Source organism: Clostridioides sp. ZZV15-6597 (assembly GCF_020657815.1).
GTDB lineage: Bacteria > Bacillota > Clostridia > Peptostreptococcales > Peptostreptococcaceae > Clostridioides.
The window spans coordinates 1-17,009 of record NZ_JAGWCT010000009.1 but is presented as its reverse complement, the minus strand read 5'-3'; the positions used below and the strand labels follow the sequence as shown (position 1 = coordinate 17,009).

The window sequence follows — 17,009 nt, the reverse complement described above, 5'->3', positions numbered from 1 at the left end:
CAATACCGATTAGATGTATAGCTTCTTTGTTTTAATTACTTTGTTTTAATTACTTTGTTTTTGTTTATTTATAACAACTATTTATGTAACTTTCAGACATTTACTAAAATATATTAATTATTTGTTTACATTTATCTAAAATTAATATACAAACTCTTTTCTAGTTAAACCAGTTATATAATTTATATTTCATCAAATACTTTAGTAAGCATATATGTATACAAGATTATGTTTATCCTTAATATAACTTATTATGAACTTAGCTCTATAGATTAACTTTAATGTATGATTTTTCTCTGAATATCATTATATTTATGCGAAGTCTGCAGTTTCAACTAACCTATTATACAAACCATCTTCACTTAAAAGTTCCTTATCATTTCCAGATTCTATTACCTTGCCTTTATCTAATACATATATATTATCAGCACTCTTAATTGTTGAAAGTCTATGAGCTATTATAATAACTATCTTATCCTCTATATACTCTTTTAAGTTGTTCAATATCTCTTTTTGTGAAATATTATCTAGTGCTGAAGTTGCTTCATCCAAAATAAGTACCTTTTTATTACTTACTAATGCTCTAGCAATTGATATACGTTGTTTTTGCCCTCCTGATATTTTGACACCCTTTTCTCCTACTACTTCATCCAATCCCTTATCTAGATTCTCTATAAACTCATATAAACAAGTAACTTTTAGTATCTTATTTAATTCTTCATCTCTTATTTTATTATTTAGTACTATATTATTTTTTATTGTATCATCAAATATAAATTGATTTTGAGTTACTATATCAATATTATTTCTTAATGATTTTAAATTAATATCCTTTATATTAACATCATCTATTAATATATCACCTTCATTTATATCCCAAAGTCGATATATTAGATTTGTTATTGTTGATTTACCACATCCACTTCCACCAACAATTCCAGTTACTTCTCCTTTTTCAAACTCTAAATTTATATTATTTAAAACAGTATTTGAATCCTCATTGTATCTAAATGATACATTTTTAAAGTCTATCTTTTTAATTTCGATATTATCTATTTTATATCCATTATTATCGACTTTAATATCTATCTTTTCATCTATTACTGAAAATACTCTATCAATAGATACTTTTGATTGTGCTATTCTAGTATTCGCCCTTACAATAGCTATACATGGCCCAATTAACATTCCTGTATATTGTTGAAATGCTATTAATTCTCCCATTGTCATCTTATTATTTATTATTTTATATCCACCAAGTCCATATATTAATATTGTTATCAATCCTGTTAGTACTTGGGATATAGCTATATTACTACTAATAATCAAGTTTAAATTTAAATCTTTTTTTATTAAAGTTCTTTCTCTTTTTAAATATTTATTAAAGAAGTTCATCTTTGAATTTAATATCACAATATCCATAATGTTAGATACATACTCTTGAATCAAATTTGATAAACTTCCTGAATCACTCCTTATATCAGAAATTTTCTTAGATATAAGTTTTGTCATTTTATTTTGAGAAAATGTTAATATCAACTGTAAAAATAAAACTACTAAAAATAAATCAAACTGCAAATTAACCAAGAAAACTAATGATATTAAAGCTTTAAAGACATTGACTACAATATCAAATATAATTTCTGCTCCAAAGTTTTCTATCATAAATATATCACTTTCCATAATAGATAATATATTACCTGTTTTCTTACTTGAATAATATCTCCCAGAAAGTTTTGATATATGGTTGAGTAATTTTACTTTTAGATTTATAGTAACTTTATTTTTTATTGAAGTATATAAATATGATAGTATAACATCAAATGTAGCTGATAATATACTTATAAAAATATATATAAATACTAAATTTATAAGTAGCGAAATATTCTTATTTCCTATCCCATCATCTATTATGCATCTAGTTATTTGAGGTATTATAATATCCACACCCGCAATTATAAAAACCATTATAAATGATACTATTAGCTTAGTCTTATTTTTATGTATTATTATATTTAGTATTCTAAATAAATTGTTATTATTAGTTTTTTTCATCTATTTTACCATCTTTTATAGTTATAACTCTGTCAGCTGTCTTTGCAATATTATCATTATGAGTTATCATAACTAGTGTTTGTCTGTATTCTTTAACACACCATTCAAGCATATTCATAACTTCATTTGTTGTCTTACTATCTAAGTTACCAGTAGGTTCATCTGCAAATATAACTGATGGTCTATTGGATAAGGCTCTCGCTATTGCAACTCTTTGTTGTTGACCTCCTGATAGTTCATTAGGATATTTCTTTATTTGTTTTTCAATCCCTAATTTATTAATTAATCCCATAACATACTCTTTATCTTCTTTCTTACCATCAAGTGATACTGGAAGTACTATATTATCATATACATTTATAACTGGTATTAAATTGTAACTTTGAAATATGAAGCCGAATTCTTGTCTTCTTATTTCAGATAGTTTATTATCATTTAACATATATAAATCTACATCATCTAAGTACACATTGCCTAAAGTTGGCTTATCTAATCCTGCAACACAGTGAAGTAGTGTACTTTTACCAGAACCACTGGCTCCTACAATAGCTGTAAATTTATGAGGATCTATTTCTAAATCTATACCATCAAGAGCTCTAACTTCACTCTCATCTTTTCCATATATTTTTTTTAAATCTTTTACTCTAAGTATTTTCATAACATATCTCCATTCCTATATTCAAAAATCTATATTTTTTTAAATCAAATTTTCGTAAATAAGATCTACTGCCCTGTTTAAATCCTCTAATTGATATAAATATACTCCTCTATAGTCAATATCAATATTAAACTCTTTATTTAAAATAGTTAAAAAATCATATGCATTATAATTTCCAATACATGTAAAGTTATTAAATAAAGAATATTCATTTACAAAATCAAAATTTATCTTCGTTTTTGAGAAATCTCTATTTATCACATTCATTATTTGCTTTGCTATATCTAATCTTATCAAATTAGATTTATAACTTGGAATGTCCAAATTTTCTATTTTTAAATCCTCTTTATTTTGGCTTCTTTGAACAAGTGTTTCTTCTAATTCATTAAATTTAATATCAGGATTCTTTTTTAATATATTTGCAATAATACCAGTTGCCACTGCACAAGCTTTACTATTTTTACCAAAATGAGTTACTTTATCTTTAAATTTAATAAAGTTATCTTTTGAGTTTGCATACATCTGAATCTTATTTTTCTGTTTATATATGTACTGATTATTTTTATATATATTTTCATTACCTACTACACCAATAACACTTTCAAATATAGTAGGAATACTTTCTTTCTCTTCATATCTATTATGTTTTGAACAAATAATAAATCTACCTTGACTATTCAAAATATTACAAGTTTTTTCTAATTCTTTTTCATATCTACTATTAATAGATGCTGCTGAAATATTTATTATATGTATATCTGACATAGTCAACTTACTCAACGTATTAAGAAGATTTAAAGAGCTTGTTTTTCCAGAATCATTAAAGATATTAATAGGATAAATTTGGACATTCTTACTTATATTTAATATAGTTTTTGATACAAAAGTTCCATGCCCATTTATATCATTTATTTCCCTCCCCCCCAAATCTTCCAATTGAAAATTTGAATCATAGACATAATTTCCATTCATATCATCATCATTTATATCTAACCCTGTGTCTAAAACTGCTATTTTTACTTTATTCAATTAATAATCACCTCTAAAATAAGCTATTTTAAACATAAAACCAACATTTACCATATTATAGGTTCTAAAATATTTTTCATTTTTTTACAATTTGAATCAAACATTTTTTTGTCATCTTTCAAAGTGTATATTTTCGATGGACAAGTAGTACAAAATAAATTTACTTTACAATCTTTGCACTCTTCAATATTTACTGGTTTTAATTTATCAAATTTATTAAATATGTCCAATTCCCTATTAAGAATATTCTCTAATATACTTTCATTAAATTCCAATATATTGAACATCTTTAAATCCTTATATTCTAAGTTTGGACATGGGTATACATCCCCTTTGTAATCTATACTTATCTGATTAGCACCTGCTTTACACATATTTGAACGTAAACTATTTTTATCTACATAATCATCTTTACAAATATAGTCAATATCAAGCTTATCATTAAGATATCTACTATAGTTCTCATTTCCTCTACCAATGTTCATAAAGTTTCTTATTATAGATGTTGTACCCATATCTTCATTTAATTTATTGAATTTATCTATGTCTTTTTCATTATTCTTTCCTACAACCATAGATAAACCTATGTTCTCGAATCCTTTTGATTTTATAAGTTTAGTCACCTTTAATACTTTACTGAATACACCTTTACCCCTTACTTTACTACAACTTAATTCATCATAACCATCTAGACTAATTTCTATTGCATATAGACCATTAATTATGTAATCAATCTGTTTCTCTTCAATTAAAGTTCCATTTGTAGATAGAATTATCTTACCTTTAAATTTTTCTTTTATATAATCCAATACCTCTAAGAAATCATCTCTTATTAATGGTTCTCCTCCTGTAATTGTTAATATCCTTGGATTTAATCGAACTATATTATCTATTACTTTTTTTACTTGAGATGTCTCTAAATAATCATTATTGTCTATTTTAGAATCTACACAGCAATAATCACAACTTAGATTACATCTATTTGTTGGAGAAAATGAAATTTTATTTATTCTTTCTAGTCTAAATTCGTCTATAATAGAATCACCTATAAGCCCTATATATTCCAATTCATTTATAACTCGTTCATAATATTTTTTATCTTCGTTTTCTTGGAATACATCATATAAATTATCAAGTTGTAATTCATTATCTACTGAATACTTTAGAACTTCATAACATTCTATTGGAATTTTAATCCACCTTCCATTTACTTTATTACTAAGAATAACTTGATTACTATTTATTATTTTTTCACATATACAATTTAGGAAATATTTATTTGAGTTATTCATTTCTTCTATTCCTTTCCAATATATTTAAATTAGCAATTTTATTCATTTTCTTTTATACCACTTACTATACTAAGTTTATTTATCATTCTATTAGAAAAATAAACTGCAATAACACAAACGAAAACAGATATTAAGCCAAATATTAAAATTTCAAATATTGGAATTTCAAATTTAACAGAATTACTTATACCATATATCTGTTGATTAAGTTTATTAGTTTCAGAAACCATTTTATAATAATTGAAACTAGATATGATTCCAGCCACAAGCATACTTAATATTCCATATATGATGTTTTCTTTTATTAACATTCTTTTTACATTTTTCTTGGACATTCCTACTGCTCTGAATGTACATATCTCACTCAATCTTACAATTATATTTGACCTAACTATAAAAATAATATTTATAGATGATATTAACAAAACTCCAAATACACAAATCATTGCTAATTTATATGAAGAATCATTATAGTGATCACCAAAGTGATTACGTACATATCTTCCCTCTATATCTGAAAACCCATTTTTTTCTATTATATTATTTATTTCTTTTATTACTTTTTCATCTGTTCCTTTTTTTATCTTCACGAAAGCTTTATTATAATCATTTATCCCTGTTAGTTCTTTTAAATCCTTTTCATTAAATATCACTTGAATTCCACCAGATTGAGATTCTCCATCTTGCTCTGATATATAGCTATTTTTCATTATTCCAGCTATTCTTACCTTTGTATTTATATATTTATACTCTCCACCTTTATATACAGGAATTTTTATATCTATTAAATCTCCTACTTTAGGTGATTTTATAATTTGAGCGTTATTTGACATTTCAATTCTAGAATAAAAATTATTTACCAATAAAATATTTTTATAATCACTCTTTGTATAACTATACACATTTTCACCTTTATCTATATACTTATCTATATTATTTAACAACTCTTTATTGTAACCCCTAATTAAAGCTGTAGATTCATTTTTATTATTTGTTTCAGTTCTCTTTAATTCATCCAAATAACTTTTTTCTAAGTCAGCACTTTTTAGATATCCATCTAAATAAATATTAGGTTCAATATCCGTTACATCATCAATAGCTTTTATTTCATCTAATAAAGAGTTATCATACTTAGAAAATGTATAATTTGCATTTATTGGTGAATATCCCAGATAAATATCAAAATTACCATATGATTTACTTGTTATATTAGCTGAGTCTGACTCTTTTCCATATATGAATTTTGTAGAAGTTAAGCTCCCTATAAATAAAATTCCACATAGTGCTATCGTAATAATAATTATTATTGATGTAACCTTATTCCTAAATATATTTTTAAAAGCTATCTCATTTATAATTCCAACAACTTTTTTATTTGATTTTAACAACAAAAACTTAGGAATATAATTTAACTTATCTGTCTTTTTTATAGCATCAATTATAGATAAATTTCCAGCTTTATATATAGGTACTACAGAGGCTAATATAACTGCTATAATCGACATGATGATAGATTCAATTATAGAATTTGTATTTATAGTTAATTCTGCACTTTTATCATATACAATCATAAGACCTAAGTAAGAAAAAACTATACCTCCAAGTAAACCTATTACTATACCCACGGATAAAACTACAATACTCTGAATAAAAAATATACATCTAATATTTTTCTTGCTGGCTCCAACAGCTCTAAGTAAACCGATTTGCTTGGTCATATCTAATATTATTATGTTAAACATGTTGTATATTACTAATGTTGCACATAATAAAGGTAATAATCTTTGCTTTATTGAGTAAGTTGTTGTTTTTGAAATATTTTTCATAGACATAGCCATACTTACTTCTGTGTTTGGATAAAACTGATTATTTGTTAACTTATGTTTTACCCCTAGATTCACTACTTTCTGAGTGTCTAAATCTTTTGTATTAAGCTTTAATGTACCCATATGATTTATTAATTCAGATGGAACAATACCTTTACCATTGTTTGAATATGTAAAAGCTCTTACCTTATATTCATTTAAACTTTCATAGTATTCATCAGGCTTACTTAAAATACCAACTATTTTAAATTGCTTATCTTTACTGTAAATAGCATTTTCATTATTTTTATTTACATACTCATTAACAATCTGAAAATCAATAGTTTGATTTAATTTAACATCTAGTTCCATTTTATCTAAAACTTTTTGTTCTATTGCTAATTCATTAGAATTTCTAGGTTCTCTACCCCTAACTAACTTATATCTAGTAGAATCTAAAAAATTTTTATTATAAGAACACAAATTTATAGATGCCCCATTATCTTTACTTACAATTTCCCCAAATTTAAGTACATCATTGAATTCTTTTATATCTTCTTCACCATTAAGTTTTTTTACTATATCGCTATTTACATCTTCATAAAAAGCATGATAATCTCCTGAATTTTTGTATGCATGATTTATATCTGATTGCCCTTGAGACTCTTTAATAACACTTAATGAAAAAACTAGCATAACAGCAATCCCTATACTAAATATTAATGATAAAGTTTTTCCTTTTTGTCTTTTTAAATATGACACCGCAAGTTTAATATTGATCATAATTAGAATTCTCCTTATTCACATTTACAAGAAAAACTCTATAATCTAAAATAGTAGATTATAGAGTCCTATTCATTAAATACTAACTAACTCGTTGTGCTAGTTAAATTTAATTATTAAAAATACTAGATTCTAGAAAAGCATATTTCATTCATAAAAACTACATCTAGTACTTTCAACACTTAATAGATTGACTAATCTTTTTTAATATGCTACTGTTCCTTTTGGAGTTTTTCCTGCACAATCTTCCATACAGTCTATTTGCGAAATTATTCCATGCTTGTCATAATACCATTTACATGGATCTGCTTGCACCTCAACATCTTGAAGTTCTATTTTTTCTTCGATTTTTCTTATATGTATCATAATACATATCCCCCTTTACTTTTATATTATATTTATTATAACTAGTTAAACTAGGTTATAAACTACATAACTTTTTTGTTGTTTCCACATAAACTCTTTCTAATCCACAGTAAATTGGAACTGGAGTATAGAATTTACCTGTTACCTTTTTATTTATAAGTTTACATCTAGTTGACATACAATAATCAAATCTAGTACATCCATCACACTCTTCATTCTTAGATATATAAATTTTTATAAGGTTCTTAATTTTTTTATCATCCAATCCGTCATATATATTTCCTAGTAAAACATCATGTTCTCCCACACATACTGTACATGGATATACATCTCCTCTAACATCTATTGCATAACTATTTATACCTCCAAAACAGTCTCCTTTTTTCTTGTTTATAAATTGTTTATCTAAAACGGAGATATCTATATCCGGATAATTTTTTTTAATGTCTATAATTTTACTAATTTGTTCATTTAATATTTTAATATGAGAATCATCCCAATTTTTATCCATAAAATCTGAAATTGGAGCTATATTTTTAAATCCTTGTTTTGCTATATCATATACACTCTCATAAAGATATTTAACGGTATTCGAGTTATATGTCATTCTTGCTCTAACGTATATACCTTTCTCTATAAGTCTTTTTCCATTTTCTATTACTTTTTCATAAGTACCTACTCCATTAGCATATATTCTATTTGTATCATGTATATTCTTTGTTCCATCAATACTTATTGATATATTTTTTATATTCTTTGCTATAAACTCTATTACTTCATCATTTATAATAGTTCCATTTGTAGTTATATCAAATAATATTTCTTTGTCATTCAATCTATTTACTAACTCTCTATGTATATACTTAATCAAATCAAAATTTATAAATGGCTCTCCCCCATGTAAAACAATTGTTGTATAATCACTATCACTTTCTAATTCCTTGTTACAAATAAAATCTATTGTTTTATCAGCAGTTTCATAACTCATATTTTCTTTTTTTTTATCATTTCCTTCATAGCAATATGTACATCTCAAATTGCAGTCTTCAGTTACAAATATAGTAAATTTCAATTAACTTTTTCATCTCCCCATACAGCTGTATTTAAATTATGTTTCATCATCCTACACCATCTATCCAATTCTAGCTCATTATCCTTAACTGAATCTAATATCGCTGGGCAATGCCAACAAAAAATATTCACGTCACAATCTTTACATTTTTCAAAGTTATATGGATAAATACTTTCTAATTTAATCAAAGATTTTAAGCTCCTTGTTTTATTTCCTTTTATAACTTGTACAAATTCATTGTCAAATATATTTCCCATTTTATATTCATCCTTTATCAGTGAAGGACAAGGATATACATTTCCATCATAATTTATAAATATTTGGGAATTTCCTGCATTACATGCACAACATCCCATTTTTTTATTTTTTTTATCTTTAAATTTTTTTAATTCATTATCTAAAATATAGGGAATCGTAATTGGAAGAACTGTATCTTCAAACAGATAATTTTCTTTATTTTCTAAACCTCTTCCTGTTGGAATAAAACATCTTTCAACGAATTCTGTCCCAAGTTTTTTATTTAAATCTTTAAATTGTTGATTTAAGTGAGCATTTTTTTGACCAAATACCATAGATAACTTTATATTATTGAATCCATTCTCTTTTAATAGATTCACAGAGTTTATTACTTTATTAAATACACCTCTTCCTCGTGTTTCACTACAAGTATTTTCATCTACTCCATCAATACTAATATCTATTTTTTCAAAATTATCTATAATAAAATCAATGTTATGTTCATCTACTAAAGTTCCATTTGTAGATAATATTAATTTAGTATTAGGTAATCTTTGTCTTATATATTTAATTATTTCAAAAAAATCTTCTCTTACTAATGGCTCTCCACCAGTTACAACTATATGAGAAACATTTAAAATTGATATTATATCTATTATATTTTTTAAATCATATGTGCTAAGTAAATCTTTCTTATTAGAAGAAGATTCAACACAACAATGTTTGCAAAATAAATTACATCTATTTGTTAAACAAAAATAAATTGCTATTTCATTCCTTAATCCACCAGTATCTAAATTGTTACTTTTAAAAATTTTATTTTTATTCATAATATCTATAAGATTAATAATATATTTTCTATCACTTTCATCATCAAAACAATTTACAAAATCATAGGCATTCATTTTATTTTCTTGGCTTAAAAGAAAATACTTATATATTTCCTCAGATAGTCTAATATACTTTCTAAATTTTTTATTATAAATGATTACTCGTTGATTTTTTCTATAAATAATTAAATCTTCTATATTAAAACTCATTTCTTCAGAATCTATCATAATTAAGCCCTCCTTAAGCTAATAAAACGTTTTCTTTTAATATTTTTTAATAAATATTTATTGCCAATATCAATTACTACATTACTATTTTTATATTACTCAATATAAGCTTGACTAAGCTTATATTTTGAGATTTTTCATTTCTTACTCCCCCTTTCTTGCTTAATCATTTCAAGTATCAACATTGTAAAAAGACATATAATAACTAATCTTGCATATATTGAATATCTATATGTTACATTAAAATTAATTCCTAGTATTGAAGATAATAAGGTTATGCTTATCAGATACATATCAATTTTTCTATATTTTCGTCATATTGTTTTTGTTCTATGCTCTTATTTAGAATTAAAAAGGATGTTACCTTATTAGCGCAAGATTCGATTATTTTTACTGCCTCCAAATCTTCTATGCTTAAAAGATAACATCCTCTATATCATTGTTCAATACTATTTCTCCAACTAGGCATTTTAAAGCTCCAACTGGAATCACTTTCCAACTAATGGTATATAAATAGTAATTATAAACTTATTTTTCTCTGAATATATTTCTACATTTCCATTATACTTTTCTACCGAACTTTTTATACTGTTTATTCCTATTCCATGTAAAAATGAATCTTTTTTATCTGTAATAATTTTATTATTTTTTAATATAATCTCATTTATTTTTGTATTTTCACATTTAATTACAAATAATCTATTTACAATAGTTCCTCTTAATTTAATCTTTTTTTGTATATTTGTATCGTAAATCTTATTACAAGCTTCTATTGCATTATCTATCATATTTGAAAATATACTACAGACATCCGCCATTTCTATAAAATTGCATTCTAAAAAATTAATATCTACTAAAAAATCTATGTCATTCATATCACAAATAGATTTCTTCTCACTTAAAATAACATCTAGAATCATACTTTGTGTATTAAATATAGTATTACATTCCTTTATTTGTTTATTTATATCTTTAATATACTTATCTGCAAGCTCATTTTTACCATAAATATTCTGAATACAAATAATATGATTACTCATATCATGATATAATTTTCTTGTTTTCAACTGATATTCCTGTAAATTTAAATAGTATTTATATTGTATATTCATCTTTTCTTCTGTAATTTCATGCTCTATCCTTAAGTTATTGTCTTTTATTATTCTACCTATAATACTTACTAACGAAATATTTGAAAGTAAAAATACAATTGATATAACAAGTATTGTCAAACTTTCGGTAGGATTGATACTCTTATCTTTAAAAATAAATCCAAATACAACTATTATACTAATAATATTTGCTATTAGTGGAAAAAATAAATAGATACAATCCTTCTTATTTATTTTTATTTTTAATCTGATAGCTTTAAGTAATGGTATTAATCCTATTAGTAGTGATTTAGATATAATCATTAATTCTACTTTTAACAAATTATTATCTAATAAATCACTCATATCTTGTATAGAGTTAAGTGTGCCTACTATACTTAATCCAATGCTATCAAATCCGATTAATAACATCCAATATAATAAACTTATAAGCACACTTTTCCATTTGTCCACCACATAATTCCTTCTATACAATACATATGTAATAAATATACATATAAATAACTTAACCTTTATATCAAACTCAATTATAGTCAAAGTAGTAATTATTATAATTACAGTTAGTAGACTACTATTTAAAGCCAACTTGCTCTTTCTTAGCTCACTAAGTTCATCTAGTATAAATTTTAATACAATCCATTCTATCATTGTAGAAAATAAAGCTAGAATAATCCCCCATAAATCTATCCCTAACATAATACATCTCCCAATACATGTGTTAATTTTGTCTTTAAATCAGATATTCTATATTTACTGACTGGAATATCTTCATTATTAATAACTACAGTATTTTTACATATAAGTTGAATATATTCCATGTTGATTAAATAACTTTTATGACATCTAAAAAAATTATATTTTTCTAATTCTAACTCTATTTTATCCATACTATTATTAGTATTATAAATACCATCTGTAGTATGTATAGTCAAAACCTTTTTCCTGACCTCTATATACATAATACTATTAATTAAAATTTTGTTGATTATACCTTTATTTTCTATCAGCATAAAGTTTTCTCTTTTTTTAATAATATCTGATATGCAATTTAAAATATTTTCATTTAAATCCTCAAAATCTATAGGCTTTAATAAATATCTATAAGCCCTTACCTTATAACCTTCCTGTATATAATCGACTATTGAAGTTATAAATATTATTTCAGAAGTATCGTTTGTTTCTCTAATTATTTTAGCTACATCCATCCCTGTTAGTTGAAGCATTTGAATATCTAAAAAATATATATCAACTCCTTCTAAAGCTGACTCCAATAACTCTTCTCCTGAATTAAACTCTAATAGTTCAATTTGACTAGAAACTCCCTCTAAGGATTTTAATATACACTCTCTTAAAAAAACCATTTGTGTAATATCATCTTCACAAATAACTATTCTATACATAAGCACCTCCCCTGATCCTTTAGATAGAAAAAATAGCTAAGAGCACATATTTATAAATTACAGTATCTCTTTACTATTGCTATTTCTAAGCTTAATGAGTTGGCTATACTATTTTTGCTTAATTCTTATTCCTTTAACTTTTTATATTCTCTATCTCATTTTGTTGTTCTATTATCCTATTCATTAATCCATTTTCATTTTTTCTTTTCACTCTTCTCTTTTCATTACTTCTAGAATATTTTTAATCAGTATCTATGATAGTTTTCATACATTTTTATTCTTTTGATATTATGCTGAGTCTAACATCATATAAATGATAACAAAACTTTGTCATTTACAACAAAAAATTCCCCTCTATTTTTAGCATGTTGGCACTAAAGATAAGGAGTTCTTACAGATTTATTAATAACAATCAATACTTAATATAGTTTAAGCTTATTGCTTCATTAATAATTTTATATATTTTTTAAATATCGAAATTATTAATGTTTTATGATTGTTATGATAGCATTAAAAGATGATAACAATATAAAAAGTTCTCTAACTAGAGTACTCTCTTACCAAGAGTGACTGTATAAAAAGCTAGGAGTAAGTCGCCAAACTTAAGAACTCCTGGCTTCTTTCTTATTTATTTTTTTATTTCATTATAATATAAATTTTAACATAATTCTATTTGTTAGTATACAATCTTTAATAATTATATATATTAATACATAGTCGATAGAACACATCCTAAACTTAGTATCATATAACCTTATTTATCATGAATTTAACAAGACAATTATAAAAAAACTGCCACCTTCTAACCTACTTAAAAACTAACACTCCATTGACATATAAAAGCTTTCGTGATAGTATCTAAACGTGTATTAAACACGTTTAATTTTTTTATGAGGAATTCTTAAGGGGAAAAATATGAAAATAGATTCAAAAAAAGAGCAACTAATTAACACAACAGTCCAGCTATTAACTTCAAATAGAGATATTTCAAGTATCACAGCTAGAGAAATCATCGCTAAAGCAAATGTCAATTTGGCTATGATTAATTATTATTTTAAATCTAAAGAAGCACTAATTAACACTGCTATAAAAAGAATTTTAAAATGCCATATGGATGAATATAAAGCTACACATGATAAAAAAAATTTAGCACCTAGGCAAGAATTAAAAGAAATGTTAATGACATTTTGTGATGTTATAATTTTATATAGTCAATTTATAGAGATTTCTGTACCTTACATATTAGTGCAGGAAGACATTATTTATCCATTTGAAATATTGCCTTTGATTAGGGCTCATTATAAAAATCACGACAATAACAAAACTGAGGAAGATTACAAGGTTATTGCATATCAAATAACTTCATTTATACAGTTAGTTCTTCTTCGCTCTAACGCTTTTTTAAGGTATAGCGGTATTGATATTATGGATGCTGAGAAAAGAAGTGCTTTAATTGACTCTCAATTAGATTTATTTTTAGTAGACACTATAAAGTAGTACTATTTCAGTTTAGTATTATCTCTATTTAGTATTTATATGTGTTTAGTATTATGTCTGTTTGGTACTATTTCAGTTTAATTATATGTCTACTTAGTTATATGTATATTTAATTATATGTTTGTTTAACTATATGTCTATTTAGTTTTGATACATAACTCTGACATAACTTAAAGATATTCTCATAGACTCAAATACTTACATTAAATAAAGGGGGAATTTTAATGTTTTTTACATTTATAGGGATAATATCAGCAGTTTTATTAGTATGTACAATTATATGCGGACTCTGGATAAAACTTAATAATCGCAACAATGACTCAAATTCTCACTTTACTTTTTCAATACTTTCAATTGTATTTTCGTTATTGATTGTGGTAGCTTTTTTAGTAAAAAAATAGTGTTTTTATATCATAAGATAAAAACATATAATTATTTTATGTTGTCTTCAAGTTATCCTATAGAGGCTTTTTAGGCAACTAGTTTTTATCCTATCACAATAATACTCTTTTCTATTGATTAAAATAAGTGCAACTCTATTGATTAAAATAATTACAACCGCATTAACATAAATTTTATCTAAACAATTATAATAGTCTACCCTTTACATATCAGCATACCTTTTATCTAAATAATCGTAGCAATACCCTCTCAACAATTTTTCTAATTCAAACATTACAAAAAAACACCCAATTCTTACAACGAGACTTATATTCCCAGACCCCTTTCAAATGCTATCATTGACTTACAAGATAAACGAAAGCGAGGATGATATATATGCTTAAAGTAAACAATTTATGTAAATCATACAAGACAGGTAATAAAACGTACCCTGTATTAAAAAATATTTCTTTTGAAATCAATAAAGGTGAATTCGTTGCAATCATGGGTGCATCTGGAAGTGGAAAGACAACTCTCTTAAACTGCATTTCATGCTTTATACCAATTGATGAAGGTGAAATAACTCTTGGAAACAATAATATAAGAAACCTACAGGAAAAAGAACTTTCCGAAGTTAGAAATCAGCAGTTGGGATTTGTATTCCAAGATTTTATGCTGTTTGATGGTCTTAGTGTCTTTGAAAATATTTGTGTTCCACAAATTATCAAAGGTGGTCAAGTTATACAAATGGAAAACCGTGCTACTAGTCTATGCAAGTTATTTGGTATTGAACATATACTCAAAAAATACCCTGCCGAAATATCTGGTGGTGAAAAACAACGTACAGCAGTAGCAAGAGCTCTTATGAACAATCCAGATTTGATATTAGCAGATGAACCAACTGGTAATCTTGATAGCAAATCTTGTCGTACAGTAATTGACTCATTCCTAAAAGCCAAACAAGAACTAGATGCTACTATATTCATGGTTACACATGATAGCTTTGCTGCAAGTTTTTGTGACCGTGTTATTGTCCTTAAAGATGGAATGGTTTACAAAGAAGTTGTAAAATCAAATTCAAGACGTGAATTCCTAGACGAATTGTTGGAACTTTTAAAAGAAATGGGAGGCGGTCAAGATGACAATTAATAAATTATATGGAAAACTTCGAGCCTACAATTGGAAAAACTATACAACATTATTCTTTTGTATAATACTTTCTGTAGTCTTAGTAACTTCATATGCTTTAATTTATTTTAGCCCTACAGTACAAACAATCCTTCCAACTGGTGGAGATAGTAGAAAACAAGCCATAATGATATTTGCAGTTGCTATATTAGGATGTGCTGTTTTTATTACTTATGCCTCTTCCCTATTTTTAAAATTTAAAAGTAGAGAAATTGGTATTTTTATGGCTCTAGGAACAGATAAGAAAAAATTGAAAAAGATTCTATTTTCGGAAATACTACTTATTTCAATAGTCTGTTGTCTTTTAGGTCTTATATTAAGTATACCTGTATCTTTTGGTATATGGAAGATATTCCAATTAGTAATTATTGATACAAGAGAAATGGCGTACCAATTTGGAACTCAAGGATTTATATATGGTTTCATATTTTGTATATTTGTAACTCTATGTATTTTCTTACTTTCAGTAAAATTCATTAATCGTACAAATATAATTGATATACTAAATGACCAAAGAATCTCTGAACCAGTTCATGAAGTGAAAAGTTGGTATGGTATATTGGGAGCATTTTTATGGTATTAGGACTTCTTCTAGGTTATGTAGTACCTTCAATAGTCATAAATAAACTTAATTACAGGTTGCCATCTATATGGAGCATCACTTATATATTCTCTGCTGTTGGAATTTACATGATTATGACATATGTAGTGGTACATGCAAAAAGAGGAAAACACCCAGAAAAATACTATAAGAACATTATATCTACTAGTATGATGAGATTTATGGGCAAGCAAACAGTAAAAAATATGTGTGTTATTGCATTTTTAATTGAAGGAGCCTTATTTGCTGTATTCTATGTACCTAATATGGTTACAGGAATTAACGAAAATATTAAAAAGAATCCTATAGATTACACGTTCACTTATAATCAAAGTGTAAATCAAATATCAAAAAAAGAAATTGAACAGTAACAAATAGTTTATAAAACTTTATAAAAGAATTATAAAAATATAAACTATACTGCGTATGTAGAGAAATCTGCATAGGACACCACTTTAAAACCAGTAAATCCTAA

General features: G+C 25.2%; 15 protein-coding genes. 5 read left to right on the top strand and 10 right to left on the bottom strand.

Annotated elements, in window-relative coordinates; translation table 11 throughout:
• Positions 1-312 precede the first annotated feature (312 nt).
• The 10 genes from KGF52_RS03635 to KGF52_RS03590 all read right to left on the bottom strand — a co-directional run bounded on the left by KGF52_RS03635 (position 313) and on the right by KGF52_RS03590 (position 12,867).
• Positions 313-2,055, bottom strand: coding sequence for an ABC transporter ATP-binding protein (locus KGF52_RS03635; RefSeq protein WP_227839168.1), 1,743 nt, complete (start codon positions 2,053-2,055; stop codon positions 313-315).
• Complete coding sequence (locus KGF52_RS03630) at positions 2,042-2,713, bottom strand: ABC transporter ATP-binding protein (RefSeq protein WP_227839167.1); 672 nt, start codon at positions 2,711-2,713, stop codon at positions 2,042-2,044. Before KGF52_RS03630 ends, KGF52_RS03635 begins: the two co-directional genes overlap by 14 nt.
• A 39-nt stretch (positions 2,714-2,752) precedes the next feature.
• Complete coding sequence (locus KGF52_RS03625; RefSeq protein ID WP_227839166.1) at positions 2,753-3,742, bottom strand: S8 family serine peptidase; 990 nt, start codon at positions 3,740-3,742, stop codon at positions 2,753-2,755.
• 47 nt (positions 3,743-3,789) lie between these two features.
• The gene (locus KGF52_RS03620; RefSeq protein WP_227839165.1) at positions 3,790-5,034 is read right to left on the bottom strand and encodes a radical SAM/SPASM domain-containing protein; all 1,245 of its coding nucleotides are present in this window, start codon (positions 5,032-5,034) and stop codon (positions 3,790-3,792) included.
• A gap of 38 nt (positions 5,035-5,072) precedes the next feature.
• On the bottom strand, positions 5,073-7,622 hold the full coding sequence (locus KGF52_RS03615) for an ABC transporter permease (RefSeq protein WP_227839164.1): 2,550 nt from the start codon (positions 7,620-7,622) through the stop codon (positions 5,073-5,075).
• A gap of 204 nt (positions 7,623-7,826) precedes the next feature.
• Positions 7,827-7,988, bottom strand: coding sequence for a hypothetical protein (locus tag KGF52_RS03610; protein ID WP_227839163.1), 162 nt, complete (start codon positions 7,986-7,988; stop codon positions 7,827-7,829).
• A gap of 55 nt (positions 7,989-8,043) precedes the next feature.
• Positions 8,044-9,060, bottom strand: coding sequence for a radical SAM/SPASM domain-containing protein (locus KGF52_RS03605; protein WP_227839162.1), 1,017 nt, complete (start codon positions 9,058-9,060; stop codon positions 8,044-8,046).
• Positions 9,057-10,355, bottom strand: a complete 1,299-nt coding sequence (locus KGF52_RS03600; protein WP_227839161.1) for a radical SAM/SPASM domain-containing protein — start codon at positions 10,353-10,355, stop codon at positions 9,057-9,059. Before KGF52_RS03600 ends, KGF52_RS03605 begins: the two co-directional genes overlap by 4 nt.
• Positions 10,356-10,843: 488 nt before the next feature.
• On the bottom strand, positions 10,844-12,163 hold the full coding sequence (locus tag KGF52_RS03595; RefSeq protein WP_227839160.1) for an ATP-binding protein: 1,320 nt from the start codon (positions 12,161-12,163) through the stop codon (positions 10,844-10,846).
• Positions 12,157-12,867: a LytR/AlgR family response regulator transcription factor gene (locus KGF52_RS03590; RefSeq protein ID WP_227839159.1), complete on the bottom strand. Its 711-nt coding sequence runs from the start codon at positions 12,865-12,867 to the stop codon at positions 12,157-12,159. Before KGF52_RS03590 ends, KGF52_RS03595 begins: the two co-directional genes overlap by 7 nt.
• A gap of 915 nt (positions 12,868-13,782) precedes the next feature.
• Here KGF52_RS03590 and KGF52_RS03585 point away from each other — a divergent pair.
• The 5 genes from KGF52_RS03585 (at position 13,783) to KGF52_RS03565 (ending at position 16,905) form a co-directional block, all read left to right on the top strand.
• Positions 13,783-14,364: a TetR/AcrR family transcriptional regulator gene (locus KGF52_RS03585; protein WP_227839158.1), complete on the top strand. Its 582-nt coding sequence runs from the start codon at positions 13,783-13,785 to the stop codon at positions 14,362-14,364.
• Positions 14,365-14,588: 224 nt separating this feature from the next.
• On the top strand, positions 14,589-14,765 hold the full coding sequence (locus KGF52_RS03580) for a hypothetical protein (protein ID WP_227828778.1): 177 nt from the start codon (positions 14,589-14,591) through the stop codon (positions 14,763-14,765).
• Positions 14,766-15,141: 376 nt separating this feature from the next.
• Positions 15,142-15,894: an ABC transporter ATP-binding protein gene (locus KGF52_RS03575; protein ID WP_227839157.1), complete on the top strand. Its 753-nt coding sequence runs from the start codon at positions 15,142-15,144 to the stop codon at positions 15,892-15,894.
• The gene (locus KGF52_RS03570; RefSeq protein ID WP_227839156.1) at positions 15,884-16,516 is read left to right on the top strand and encodes an FtsX-like permease family protein; all 633 of its coding nucleotides are present in this window, start codon (positions 15,884-15,886) and stop codon (positions 16,514-16,516) included. The genes KGF52_RS03575 and KGF52_RS03570 overlap by 11 nt, the downstream gene beginning before the upstream one ends.
• Positions 16,507-16,905: a hypothetical protein gene (locus KGF52_RS03565; protein ID WP_227839155.1), complete on the top strand. Its 399-nt coding sequence runs from the start codon at positions 16,507-16,509 to the stop codon at positions 16,903-16,905. Before KGF52_RS03570 ends, KGF52_RS03565 begins: the two co-directional genes overlap by 10 nt.
• Positions 16,906-17,009: the final 104 nt, after the last annotated feature.